The organism is Paenibacillus sp. FJAT-26967, assembly GCF_001541095.1.
Taxonomy (GTDB): Bacteria; Bacillota; Bacilli; order Paenibacillales; family NBRC-103111; genus Paenibacillus_F.
In genome coordinates, this window is record NZ_LMXH01000001.1 from 756,258 (window position 1) to 768,926 (window position 12,669).

At 50.3% G+C, this 12,669-nt stretch carries 13 protein-coding genes and 1 pseudogene; 8 read left to right on the top strand and 6 right to left on the bottom strand.

The window, feature by feature from the left end; translation table 11 throughout:
- Positions 1-1,509, bottom strand: coding sequence for an NAD(P)/FAD-dependent oxidoreductase (locus AR333_RS03280; RefSeq protein ID WP_068773890.1), 1,509 nt, complete (start codon positions 1,507-1,509; stop codon positions 1-3).
- A gap of 186 nt (positions 1,510-1,695) precedes the next feature.
- On the opposite strand from AR333_RS03280, the gene AR333_RS03285 reads away from it, so the two are divergent.
- Positions 1,696-3,039: a glycosyltransferase family 2 protein gene (locus tag AR333_RS03285; RefSeq protein WP_068773891.1), complete on the top strand. Its 1,344-nt coding sequence runs from the start codon at positions 1,696-1,698 to the stop codon at positions 3,037-3,039.
- On the top strand, positions 3,039-3,560 hold the full coding sequence (locus AR333_RS03290) for a hypothetical protein (RefSeq protein ID WP_068773892.1): 522 nt from the start codon (positions 3,039-3,041) through the stop codon (positions 3,558-3,560). The genes AR333_RS03285 and AR333_RS03290 overlap by 1 nt, the downstream gene beginning before the upstream one ends.
- Before the next feature lie 539 nt (positions 3,561-4,099).
- Here the strand turns inward: AR333_RS03290 and AR333_RS03295 are convergent.
- Genes AR333_RS03295 through AR333_RS03305 form a run of 3 tightly spaced genes read right to left on the bottom strand, consistent with a single transcriptional unit; the run spans position 4,100 to position 6,399 of the window.
- Complete coding sequence (locus AR333_RS03295) at positions 4,100-5,080, bottom strand: hypothetical protein (RefSeq protein WP_172798794.1); 981 nt, start codon at positions 5,078-5,080, stop codon at positions 4,100-4,102.
- Positions 5,081-5,129: 49 nt separating this feature from the next.
- Positions 5,130-6,017 (bottom strand): ABC transporter ATP-binding protein, encoded by an 888-nt coding sequence (locus tag AR333_RS03300; protein WP_068773894.1) that lies wholly within the window; start codon positions 6,015-6,017, stop codon positions 5,130-5,132.
- A 4-nt stretch (positions 6,018-6,021) separates the two neighbouring features.
- A complete protein-coding gene (locus tag AR333_RS03305) occupies positions 6,022-6,399 on the bottom strand; it encodes a GntR family transcriptional regulator (protein ID WP_068773895.1) in 378 nt (125 codons plus the stop codon).
- A gap of 274 nt (positions 6,400-6,673) precedes the next feature.
- Between AR333_RS03305 and AR333_RS03310 the strand changes: the two genes are divergently transcribed.
- The 4 genes and pseudogenes from AR333_RS03310 to trpS all read left to right on the top strand — a co-directional run bounded on the left by AR333_RS03310 (position 6,674) and on the right by trpS (position 10,341).
- Positions 6,674-7,537 carry a metallophosphoesterase gene (locus AR333_RS03310; RefSeq protein WP_068773896.1) on the top strand — a complete coding sequence of 288 codons (864 nt, stop codon included), beginning with the start codon at positions 6,674-6,676 and terminating at the stop codon, positions 7,535-7,537.
- A 171-nt stretch (positions 7,538-7,708) separates the two neighbouring features.
- Complete coding sequence (locus AR333_RS03315) at positions 7,709-8,455, top strand: endonuclease/exonuclease/phosphatase family protein (RefSeq protein WP_068773897.1); 747 nt, start codon at positions 7,709-7,711, stop codon at positions 8,453-8,455.
- Between the two features lie 303 nt (positions 8,456-8,758).
- A pseudogene (locus tag AR333_RS25265) lies at positions 8,759-8,842 on the top strand (YjcZ family sporulation protein); the annotation flags it as partial.
- Between the two features lie 512 nt (positions 8,843-9,354).
- Positions 9,355-10,341, top strand: coding sequence for a tryptophan--tRNA ligase (trpS, locus tag AR333_RS03320; protein WP_068773898.1), 987 nt, complete (start codon positions 9,355-9,357; stop codon positions 10,339-10,341).
- Between the two features lie 60 nt (positions 10,342-10,401).
- Here the strand turns inward: trpS and AR333_RS03325 are convergent, their stop codons facing one another.
- A complete protein-coding gene (locus AR333_RS03325) occupies positions 10,402-10,590 on the bottom strand; it encodes a DUF5325 family protein (RefSeq protein WP_068773899.1) in 189 nt (62 codons plus the stop codon).
- Positions 10,591-10,718: 128 nt separating this feature from the next.
- On the opposite strand from AR333_RS03325, the gene AR333_RS03330 reads away from it, so the two are divergent.
- Positions 10,719-10,943: an alpha/beta-type small acid-soluble spore protein gene (locus AR333_RS03330; protein WP_068773900.1), complete on the top strand. Its 225-nt coding sequence runs from the start codon at positions 10,719-10,721 to the stop codon at positions 10,941-10,943.
- 276 nt (positions 10,944-11,219) lie between these two features.
- Here the strand turns inward: AR333_RS03330 and AR333_RS03335 are convergent, their stop codons facing one another.
- Complete coding sequence (locus AR333_RS03335; RefSeq protein WP_068773901.1) at positions 11,220-12,203, bottom strand: metal-dependent hydrolase; 984 nt, start codon at positions 12,201-12,203, stop codon at positions 11,220-11,222.
- Positions 12,204-12,289: 86 nt separating this feature from the next.
- On the opposite strand from AR333_RS03335, the gene AR333_RS03340 reads away from it, so the two are divergent.
- Positions 12,290-12,592 carry a hypothetical protein gene (locus tag AR333_RS03340; protein ID WP_068773902.1) on the top strand — a complete coding sequence of 101 codons (303 nt, stop codon included), beginning with the start codon at positions 12,290-12,292 and terminating at the stop codon, positions 12,590-12,592.
- Positions 12,593-12,669 lie beyond the last annotated feature (77 nt).

Consider the following 12,669-nt stretch of genomic DNA (forward strand, 5'->3'; position numbering starts at 1 on the left):
TTATCCCGTTTGAACCGAAGACCGCTCCAGATCCTCAGCGATTAAATCAGCTGTTAATTGGCCGGATAAGGTCACCATAGGGACACCGCCACCGGGGTGGGTAGATCCGCCCACGAAATAGAGGTTGCTCAGCTGATCACTGCGGCTCGGGATTTTGAACCCGCCATTCAACTTGCGGTCAGTAGCGACCCCGTATATGGACCCTCCATTGGAACCGTATAAGCGGCGGATATCATCGGGGGTAAAGGTATATTCAAATTCAATGCTTTCACGGAGTCCGGTAACCCCCATCCTCTCAAGCTTGGCAAGGACAAGATCTCTATACGCGTCTTTATGCTGAGCCCATGACTCGCCTTCCTTCAGAGGAGGTACATGTGTCAGGACGAACAAATTTTCTTTCCCTTCGGGCGCTTGTGTCGGGTCTGATTTGGATGAAATGCCGATATAGATCGTCGGATCTTCCGCAGGGATGCCTTCTTCAAAGATTTGTCGGAACTCTTGGGCCGGATCTTCCGAGAAAAAGAAGTTGTGGTGGGTGAGGTGGTCATACTTCTTATTGACACCAAGCAAGAGAACAAGGCCCGAAACGGTAGGCACGTATTTTTCTTGCAGTTTGTCGGCAGCGGTTTGCGCATAGGACTGTTCATTCAACAGCGTTCGATGGGTGGGGATCGCTTCCAGATTGGAAACAATAAGGTCCGCAGGGATGCTCTCCCCATTCTCCAGGAGTACGCCAGTTGCACGATTTCCTTCCGTCACGATCTGCCGGACAGCGGCCTGAGTTCTGATCTTAACGCCAAGCTCTCCGCACAGCTTCCGCATTCCTTCGGCGATGTTGTACATGCCGCCTTCTACATAATAGATACCTAATCCGAGCTGCACGTATACAAGCTGGTGAAGGATAGCAGGCGCCTGATAGGGAGAAGAGCCTATGTACATAATGAAAAAGTTGAACAACTGCTGCAAATGCTTGTTTTTAAGAAATTTGCCTGTGATTTGATCCATGGATTTGAGAGGATTCATAGCGAGCAAGTCTTTCAAGGTGTGCAGGCTGCGCATATCGCCGAGACCCGACAGACTGCGCTTGTAGAAGCTTTTCTGAGTAAGCTCATACATTTCCTGACAGTAACTTACATAAGTGAGGAAAGAGGAGGCGTCTGCCGGTGAAATACGCTGAATTTCGCTTAACAGGGCGGGCAGGTCGCTTGAAATATCCAGCTGTTCACCATCTTCGAAAAAAGTACGCCACTGGGGTTCGACACGAACAAACTTCATGTAATCATGGACGCTGCGGCCTGCGCTTGCGAAAAGCTGCTCCAGCACCCATGGCATTGTCAGAATAGACGGGCCAGTGTCGAATGTATAACCTTGGCCGCTGCGCTGATTCAGCTTGCCGCCCACTCTTTCACTTTTCTCCAGGACCATAACCTGATGTCCGTCCGCGGCTAACCGAATTGCTGCCGATAACCCGCCCAGTCCGCCTCCAATAACTACGACTTCCTGTTTCATGTGTAGAAAACCTCCTGTCAGAATGGTTTTAGCATGAGTATATACCCTGTATTAGGGTCGCAACAAAAAGGAGATTGACATTGTTTCTCTTGGATTGTAAGTTGTTTGTATAAGGTTTGTCAAAAATTATCCTTACCTATACATACACCAGAGAAAAATGGCTGAATCGGAAAGAAGGGGCAGACTTTGTCATTCTTATCGTGGGTGATACTTCTGACAGGCTGGTTGTCAGGCTGGTTTCTGTCGGCCAGAAGCGGGGAGTGCCGGAAGGAAGACCGCTGTGGAGCAGCAGGCCTAGAGAGCTACTGTGCAAATAATGGGGGCGGAGACCCTTCTCTCGATACGCCGACAGCAGCGTGGGGCTTAGAGGGCGTGAGTCCGCATGGGGAAGGGCCGCGTGTTGAACCGGCGGCTGCATGCTTGCCCGCTCACACGTACGGCCCGCCGCGCGTGTCCGTGATCGTGCCCGCACGCAACGAGGAGCGGCGGATCGGTCCGCTCCTCGCCTCCCTGCGGGCACAGACACTGCCGCCGGACGAGGTCATCGTAGTCGATGACAGCTCGACCGACGGCACCGCCCGGCTTGCGCGCGAGAGCGGCGCAGCCGTCGTCAGCCCGGGTGCTCTGCCACCCGGCTGGCTGGGCAAGCCGTGGGCTTGTCACCGCGGCGCCCAAGCGTCAGGCGGCTCCGTGCTCATCTTCCTCGATGCGGATACGCGCCTCGAGCCGGACGGCGTGGAGCGCCTGCTTGCCGAGCAGGCGCTCTGCGGCGGGCTGCTGGCGGTGCAGCCTTATCATGAGGTGAAGCGGCCGTATGAACAGTTGTCGGCCTTCTTCAACCTCATTGTACCGGCGTCGACCGCCGCGTTCACCCCCTGGGGCGATCGTATAGCGCCCCAGGCGTCCTTCGGTCCCTGCATCGTATGCAGCAGGGACGATTATACCGCGGCCGGGGGCCATGAAGCCGTGCGCGGTGAAGTGCTGGAGAACCTGGCGCTCGGACGCCGGTTCCGTCGGCTGGGCCTGCCGATCGTGTGTCGGACAGGCAGAGGAACTCTCTCCTTCCGGATGTATCCGGAAGGGCTGCGTGCTCTCGCCGAAGGCTGGAGCAAGAGCTTCGCCAAAGGCGCCCGAACCACTTCGCTGCCGGTTCTGATCGGCGTCGTCCTGTGGCTGAGCGGCTGCGCGTCAGCCGCAACTGTGTTGCTTGAGGCAGCAGCTTCCGTATTGCCGTTCTGGATAGGAACTGAAAGTTATTCTCACAATCCGGCGGGTGGGGGTTCTACGTCAGCGCTGTCACGGGGAGTGCTCTTGTTTACCGCAGCCGTTTATTCCGCGTTTGCCGGACAACTCTGGATCTTGCTGAGACGAACGGGCAGCTTTCATTCCCTTACGGCGCTGCTGTATCCCATTCCTCTAGCTTTCTTCTTCATCTTGTTCAGCTGGTCGGCTGTCCAGACATTTGGGCGGCGTAAGGTTTTTTGGAAGGGTAGGGAAATTACAGTTTCCAAGAATGGGGGTGCGGAATAGTGCTTATCGGGATGTCGCCTATGTGGACGGTTGTAGTCAACATATTCGTCTGGTTGTTTTTTCATCTTAGTATTTCTTATGCGGCTTTCCGCGTCCCTTTGGAATATTTTCAGCAGGGCAGCGCCCTGTATACCGAGCGGAGTTGGGAACAAGGTGGACGTTTCTATGAGAAAGTATTCCGTATCAAATCTTGGAAGGGTTTGCTGCCGGATGGCGGTGATGTCTTCACTGGCGGCTTCGCCAAAAAACATCTGGCTGCCAAGGACTCGGCATATTTGCAGGTTTTTGTTGCAGAATCCCGGCGTGCTGAGTTGACACATTACGGAGTCATGCTGCCCGCTCCGTTATTTTTTGTATGGAACGAACCTTGGGTCGGGGGGATTATGCTTCTGTATGCAGCAGCAGTGAATCTTCCTTGTATACTTGCCCAGCGCTACAACCGTATTCGTTTAAATCGGGTGCTGAACCGGATGAAGCGCCCTGTCGAAAATTTAAACTTGAAAAATTACAAGCAGTTATGATATAATGATATCTTGTACTTGATTACCCCATTTTAGTTCCTCTTTTATGAATAATACTCCTCCACCTATTCAAATTCCAACTAACCCTAAGAATTTGTAAAACCGTGTTACTTGATTCACACTGGCGCGGTCATCGGAGCCGCAAGGATGAAAGAGAGGTAGGGCTTTCATTGTTTTAGGAGAACACTAGATTGGTCATCGATTATTCATGATCAACAGGAACTAGTAAATAAGGCCGTTTCTGAACGCCTTCTATAGGACATATCAACACGAATTTAAACATACGTCTTCATTTTTCTATATAGAAACGGCAATGGGATATTCTTTAACGCAGGTTATCAGCAAGTGATAGGTCCGTTAAAGGAAAACAGGATACATACAAGCAGTAGTAGCTTTGTCTTCGTACCGCTTGTAGTGCTACGCAAGAACAACAATAGAAGCCCGGCAGCGATCCCGCTGCCGGGCTTCTCCTCCTTATAGCGGTCTTTGAGACTGCAACCTTGGCTGGTTGTATGGGCCTGATTTTAGACCGTTCACTATCAGATGATCTTGATCTTTTTAGTACTGAGTAAGCGGGTCATGAGATAAGCCAGTGTTCCTCCGGCAAGGAAAGCAAAGTAATAAGAGTAGAACAGAGTTCCTGACTGAAGAGACGCTTGGTAGCTCTCCCAATTATAAACTCTTATTAAGGCGCCTGAGATTAAGGCGGCGCAAATGATGATGCCCCAGCTAAATACAGGACGAAGTCTCGGGAAAACAAGGGCTCGTCCGTCATATTCGGATTTACTGTGCCGGTAAGTATATGAAGCAATGCTCGCGAACAATAGCAGATATACCGCAGGGATGGATAGATAAATCATGGAACCCGGATCTTGATCATAAGGGGAGAGCAGTAATAAGGCCGGATTTAGGATTGCCAAGAAGTCCTCATATTTTTCGATGAATGAGAAATCAAAAATAGGAGCGGCCGGGACAAAGCTCCATAACATCGATAGAGACATTGGGAAAATGCTGGAAAGTAAGGACAACCCAAGTTGGGAAAGGACTCCTCCTGTTATCGTTCCTATCAGAAGTACCAGTGTGTACCAAGCGCATACAGCCAAGATTGCCTGAAACATCTCAATGAAATGAATTTCCGGGATGAGACATTCGCGCAGCGGTGAAAGGAATATGACACCAACATCGGCTGCTGTGGATAAAATCACAGAGCCTGTGAGGAATAGAATGCCGATCGACCACTTAACCCAGAAAATTTGTGATCTTCTGAACGGGAGAGAAAACGATAAATCTTGCTGTCCACTCCATCGCTCCATGCCAATTAGCATCACGCCAGTGCCAAGAGCAAGGACGGATAGCACGACCCGGTACGCAACGAAATCTTCATACGGATTATAGAACAGCCAATAGGTAAAATTCTGTTTAAGCATTTCGAGCCGGTAATTCTCTATTTGTTCAGCCGACATGGAGTAAATATCTATATAACGAGAGAGTGCCAAACACAGTATTCCGGCTATTGGCATAAGCCACAGAAGCACTTTGGCCTGCCTGTATTCTTTGTACCATAATGCTTTAGGAAACATACTCGTCATCTCCCCCCAGGCGGTAATCAAATACGTCATCCAATCCTATGTTTATCCGCTCCAGCAGAAGGGGCTTCTGCTCTTCCAGCAAGCGCAGGATTTCCTGAGTGTCGTCTTGTAATAGAAGGGTGTAGACTCGTCCGATATGGTGGACGATGCGGATCTGAGGCAGATTGAGCAAATCTGCTGGGGTATCTCCGCTAAACACAATCTGCAGCTTGTAAAGTGTTTGCTTGGCTCCATCCAGTGAAGAAATGGATGCAAGTTCTCCCTCCCGTATCATGATAACGGTATCGGAGATACGTTCCAGCTCATGAAGCTGGTGGGATGAGATCAGAAGAGAAACTCCGGCTTCTGATACTTCTTCAACAATATAAGATAATACTTTTTTACGGATAATCGGATCGAGTCCATTGGTAGGTTCATCGAGGAGAATAAGTTTGGCGCGTGTAGAGAAAGCGAGCAGGATACCGATTAAAACTTTCATGCCCTTGGAGAATGAACGGATTTTCTTGCTCTCGGGCAGATTAAACCTCCTCAGCTGTGTTCTGAAATGTGCCTCGTCGAATCCAGGATAGGATAGCCGGTAAAGCTTGGCGCATTCCGATGCGGTATAGCTGTTGAACATGGATAACGAATCCGGCACATACACGATTTCTTGCCTGGTTTCCGGGAAGGCTTGCACCGACAATCCGTTCCAAGTGATCTCACCCTGATCGGGATCGAGGATTCCGATCAGGGTTCTCAGCAGGGTTGTTTTACCGGCACCGTTGCGGCCGATCAAAGCGGCGATATGACCGGGCCCCAAATCGAATGAAATGTTGCGAAGCACAGGTTCCCCGTCAATTCTTTTACTAATCGAGTTAACGCTCAGCATTTCCTCACTCCTTTATTCCTTTGTGAAATTCGTCCATCCATGCCTGGATCTGCTCGGGTCCAACTCCCAGGAAACCGGCCTCTACGAGCAGCTGATGAAAGGAAGAGCGAAGCTTTTCAAGACGCTCCTTCTCCATTCCCGGAGCGGATGATTCGGCAACGAAAGTGCCTTTGCCGCGTGAAGTTTGAATAATACCATAGCGCTCAAGTTCCTGATAAGCTTTGGCGACGGTGTTGGGATTAACGAGCAGGGTAGCGGACATCTCCCTGACCGAAGGCAGTTTGTCGCCAGGCCGGAGAGCTCCCTTGAGAATGAGTTCTTTCATTCCCTGAACGATTTGCTCGTAGATAGGAGTTTCGCTTCGTTCAATAATTTTCAGCATAGCAGGCAGCACCTCTTGGTAAGCGAGATAGAAAAGCTTGTTTATCCCCTACACAGCAGTTTTAGTTTTAGGGCGGCGGATTAAATCATGCATTGCGCGGATCTTTAATATTGTATTATATGATGTAGTACACTTAGTACAATATTGGAAATGGACGCTTGGTGTCAACCTCTTTTTTCCAAATTTACGATTACGTGGATCGTTCTACTTTTGTTTTCTAAAGTACCCGCATGTTAAAATCAGGAGAAAATAGAGTGGTGGAGAGAGTGAACCGATGGATCCTAATCTGAAGATGACGCGAAGAGCTTTTCTGGGCAAAGGCAAAATAGTAATCGGCGCTTTTCTCGCGGCGCCCTTTGCTTCTTATGGCTACGCCAGATTTGCCGAGCCGAGATGGATACGCACGACGCATGTCCCGCTGAGAATGAGCCGCCTGCCAAAAGCATTCGACGGGATGAGAATTGTTCATTTCAGCGACGTTCATATCGGCCCTTACTTGTCGCCGGAAGAGCTGCCTCAGCTGATGGAGCGGATTCAAAGTTTGAATCCCGACCTCATCTGTTTTACCGGTGATTTATACGATTACCGTGTGTACGATAAAGCCCGGGTCACAGCGGCTCTCGCCGGCTTGAAAGCCCCGCTGGGCAAGTTCGCGGTACTTGGGAATCATGATTATTACGAGTCACCCCGTGAGACGGAGAACGTATTCCAGTCCACCGGGTTCGAGCTTCTTACGAACCGTTCCGTGCCGGTCAAGCGGGAGAAATCCCAGATCCGCGTTGCGGGAGTTGATGATATGTGGGAAGGCCGGCCGGATCTTGACCGTGCTTTGAAAGGCACAACAGGTCAGGAATTCGTGCTGCTTCTGTCTCACGCGCCTGATTTTGCCGATATCGCTCTGGAGGGGCCTGTCGATCTTCAATTATCCGGCCACAGCCACGGCGGCCAGGTCAGGCTGCCATTCTACGGCGCGCTGACAACTCCGATGCACGGCAAAAAATATGTCGACGGTCTCTACAAGCTCGGCGGGGGCAAACTGCATGTATACACGAACCGCGGTATCGGGATGACGCTTCATCCTGTCCGGTTCTGGTGCCGCCCGGAGCTTACTGTCCTTACGCTTTCAAGCGGCAGTTAAGCTGCCTGTCCGATCCGTTGAGAGCCTGTTCCCGGGCCTGTTCAGTTCACCCGGACGGATCGGGCTTTTTGCACACGTCAAAAAACAAACCTATCCTGAAATTTACCGCATTATGGCGATCAAGCAGCCTGAGTAACAATTAAGCTAATTAAAGCAGGGGGAGATAAAAGGATGTCCCGTATGCAACCTATTCCTCTAAAAGTCATGTCTTTTAATATTCATTCCGGAGTTAACTTGGCCGGGCAGCTTAATTTGCAGGCCATTGCAAGTGTGATTATGCAAGAGAAGCCTGATTTAGTCGGTCTTCAGGAAGTAGATTCTCATTACTCTGAGCGCAGCGATTTCGCAGATCAACTGGAATGGTTAGCGGATTACTTGGGAATGAACGGAGTATACGGGCCCAATCTGGATCAAGACCCGCTTCAAAGCGGTATGCCGCGGCGGCGTTACGGAACGGCAATTCTAAGCCGGTTCCCGGTCATTGGCTCTCATAATCATCATCTGTCCAGTTTCGGAGATGAGCAGCGTGGTCTTCTGGAGGCACAAATCCAAATTGGCGCCCGGGAGATTTTTTTCTATAATACTCATTTGGGTCTAAGTACCGGGCAGCGGGTTCAACAAAGTTCGGAAGTTGCGGAGACGATCCTCAGTCAAAAGAGGGCACATACAGTCATTCTGACTGGCGATTTCAATGCTTGCCCGGGCAGTCCGGAGCTTGCGGTACTTGCGGATGCGGGGCTTGCCGATGTTTTCGAGGGACTTAGGTATGAAGCCAACACGTTTCCCTCGGATCAGCCTGCCGACCGCATCGATTACATCTGGTACCGCGGTTCTTTAGTCAAGATAAGCGCAGAAGTTCTTCATACGCAAGTCTCGGATCACTGTCCCATCGTTGCCGGGTTTACGTTTGGCGGATAAAGCGCCGACCTGGTATCATCTCCGGAATAAGAATAGGGATGCTTGTCATACAAAGGGACGGGAATTCTCTTCGTAAACTGCTGTGGCATACTCCCGCTTTCTTCCAAGCTGGTGAAAAGTAAGCTTGTTTCTCCAGCCCTTTTATGCAAGACAGGCGTTACTCCGTGACATTCATCCAGACCGATTGTGAATAGGGACATATAGTATACCGAAAGACAAAACTTTCATCGGAAGGGGAAATGCACGATGGGTTATGTTGGAGGATATCCAGGCGGGGTCAATAATGCGTGTTGCGTTACTCCAGGTTATGGTGCAGGTACAGGGGTAGGCGCTATTCTAGTTTTGTTCATTCTGCTTGTTATTATCAGCCGCGCATTCCTTTGCTAATCTTGTCCGCGTGAGCCAAGAAGAAGTCCGGCCTTTAACGGCCGGGCTTTTTTTGCCGGAGGCAGGCTGTGCACGTTGATCAAGCGGAGGCGCAGCCTAAGAAGTCGGCATTGACTTCCCGCTCAAACGGGGTATAATAAACTAAAATTAACAGGTACTTTTAGTAAAGGCGAAGACGGGAACAAGTAGGCTGCAGCTGTTCTTCCAGAGAGCCGGTGGATGGTGCGAACCGGTGGGACAAGGCAGACCCGAATGGATCCCCGAGCTTGAAGTGGAACGGAAGCGGGACTTTCACAGTCCATCAGCGGATCAGATGAGCCGCGGCACTTCCCGGTATATGGAACGGCCGCTCCCCGTTATCGGAGCTGAAGGCTTAGTTCTGCAGCGCGCTGTGCGTGAATTCTGCGGATTTAGGCAAATAAGGGTGGCACCGCGGTCTTTCGTCCCTTCGACGAGAGGCCTTTTTTGCGTTCAATTCGTTCAATTTTACATCATTCAAGGAGGGTTTATTGATGAAAAGAGTACTTTCCGGCATGCAGTCGAGCGGCAGATTAACACTGGGTAACTATATCGGTGCGCTGCGTAATTATGTGAAGCTCCAGAATGAGCATAAGTGTTATTTTATGGTGGCGAATCTTCATGCTCTCACAGTCCCTCAGGAGCCTGCCGCTCTCAGAGAGCAGACCGAATCGGTTGCCGCGCTGTATCTGGCTGCAGGTATTGATCCGTCCAAAGCAAGTATTTTTCTCCAATCCTCTGTCAAAGAACATGCTGAGCTGGGATGGTTGCTGACGACTCTGACCTATATGGGTGAGCTGGAGCGTATGACCCAGTTCAAAGACAAGTCCGCAGGAAAGGATTCGATCGGTGTCGGTCTGTTTACTTATCCGTCTCTGATGGCGGCCGATATTCTTCTGTATAATGCCGATCTGATTCCGGTAGGGGATGACCAGAAGCAGCATCTGGAGCTGACCCGCGATCTCGCGCTGCGCTTCAACAAACGGTTCGGCGATACGTTCACGATTCCGCAGCCGTATATTCCGGAAGTAGGCGCCCGCATTATGGGCCTTGACGATGCTTCCAAGAAAATGAGCAAGAGCAGCCCGAATCCAGGCAGTTTTATCGCGATGCTCGATGAGCCGGATGTGATCCGCAAGAAGTTCAGCCGCGCGGTCACGGACTCCGGCCGAGAGGTGAAGTATGACCCGCAGAACAAGCCTGAAATCAGCAATCTCATCAGCATCTATACCCAGTGTTCGGAACTTACCGTGGCGCAGGTGGAGGCCAAATATGAAGGCGGACAAGGCTATGGAACGTTCAAGAAGGACCTGGCTGAAGTCGTCGTCGCTCAGCTTGAGCCTATCCAGACCCGGTACCGCGAAATCCGTGAATCGGGAGAGTTGTACGAGGTGCTTCGCAAAGGGGCGCAGGAAGCAACCGAGCTTGCATCTGCGACGGTACGCGAAGTGAAAGAGAAGATGGGAATTGTTCAGCCGTAGAAGCTGTTTATTCTTAACTATACCGGTATAAAAAAAGCGCCGCACGGGCGCTCCAGGAAATTATTTTCCCGGAGTTTCCCGCTTGCGGCGCATTTTGGCTTTGGTGACAAAGCCAAAGCCCATAAATCCTATCGACAACACGATAAATAAAACGACAAGCAGCGGTTCGCGTGTAGAAATAGCGAAGCTGATTCCTGCCAACAGGATCGTGCCGATGACGGCAAACAGAAGTCCAAATCCGCGACTCATTGAAAATTCACCTGCTTTCAAAGTTTTTTGTTATAGATGCGTATAGAAATTTGTAACCGTCACATACTATTCTTGCAAGCTTGCAAATACATCACGAAACTTAGCTGACTGAAAGGAGTCTGATCCCAATGGGAACTGGACAATCTCGTAACAGCAATGCACTGGTAGTACCGCAAGCAACTCAAGCACTTGATCAATTGAAGTATGAGGTAGCTCAAGAACTGGGCATTCAAATTCCTCAAGATGGCTACTACGGTTACATGGCAACTCGCGACACAGGTGCTATCGGTGGTCATATCACCCGCCGCCTGGTCCAAATCGCTGAGCAGCAGCTGGCTGGTCAAAGCCGCTAATTCTCACCTGAAATTGCAAGAGGCAATCTTCATATGAGCTCAAGGGGACTTGTCCCCTTGAGCTTTGTCTTTGGGCAGCGGATTGCCGCGGCCTGACAGAGCAATCATTTCCATATCGGGTGTACGTCTATCAGGCGGCGAACCGGACAAAGAAAACCGCGCCAAGAGGCGCGGTTTTTAATTTAGTGTCCGAATAGATCGGAGCCGGTTCTAACACGCCTGTTCTCACTTTACCAGACAGGCCTCCAAAAGAAAATCGTTAAAAATAAGCAGTTGTCAGTAACTGTCCACACGAAGCCTTTTCTGCAGCCGGTCATCACTGAGCCAGCCGATGTAAGAATCAAGGGGATTATAATCGTGATCCATCAGCAGGACGGCTACGAAAGGATATTGCTTCCGGTGACGGTAGCGTACATCGCTCCATCTGACCTCGTATCCCCATGGTTTTTCTATAACCTGGGCACAAGCGTGGCCCGAGAAATAAAGAAAGGCTTGGATATCCTTATGGTTCTTAGAAGCATCGGCGGCAGGGTGGATATCACATTTGACTTGATCGATCCAGCGGAGCTTGCCGCTGCGAAGATCTCCTAGCGTATACAGCCCGTCCTCATTTTGTTTGACCACATTCCAGGCATACAGATTGTAGGTGGGAATAGCCATGTACTTATCACCGGCTCTATAATCCGGGTCTTTAAGCGGGAGTTTCTTCTCCACCAGGTAATGAGCCGTTGTCCGCCACACATAATAGAGAGCGATCAGCCCGTAAAGCAAAGGGAATATGAAGGACGGTTCTGCGAGATGAACGGCCCATAGGAATATAGCGATAAGGTGGCCTGTAAAAATAAACGGATCAAAAATATGGATAATGTTCCATGAGATCCATTTGTCCGTAAACGGCCGGAAAGCTTGTGTTCCATACGTGTTGAACAAATCCGTAAAGACATGAAAGGCGACTGCGATAAATACCCACAAGCCTAAATGCAGAACCGGAACGCCTTTGAAGATAAGAGCTAGGAGTCCCGTAATCAGCAGTGTCCATAAGGCAACAAACGGCAGCGAGTGCGAAATGCCGCGATGATTGCGGATATAGACAGCATTATTCCGGAAACGAAGCAGTGTGTCGAAGTCCGGAGCTTGTGAGCCAAGAACGGTTCCGATAAAGACGGCTGTCATGGCCGTTGAATTGGAAGCAACGACCGGGTCTACCGTGGACAGGCCTGCGAGGCCAAAGCCGATGACTAAATGAGTTCCCGTATCCACTGGCTCTCCTCCTAAGCTGGAAATGTCTTTGCCTGTATATTATAGTTTACCATGATCAGGTTAAATTTAAATCAAACGGAGGGAATATGGGCAAAGTTTTTGTTGAATATGCTATTCTTCCTGAATTCCGTCACGCGTATCTGGCTTTTATACTTGAACGTCAGGCGCTGGACAAACGATTGTGTGTCTATGAAGGGACAGACCAGCCGGGACTGTTCGTTGAAACCTGGGAACCAGTATCCCACGAAGAGTACGTTTCCATGCGTGCGAACCGACAAAGCGGGGATAACCCCGTATGGAGCGACATGCACAGCTGGGTCAAAGGTGGAAGCGCCAAGCTTAACATTTGGCATTTCCATGAGATTTATAACCCGTTAAGCGGCAATTAGAACCGGATTCCGCTTAAAAACTGCTACAGCCGACAGGGCGCAACAAAAGCCTCGGCTGATGCCGAGGCCGTTTGATT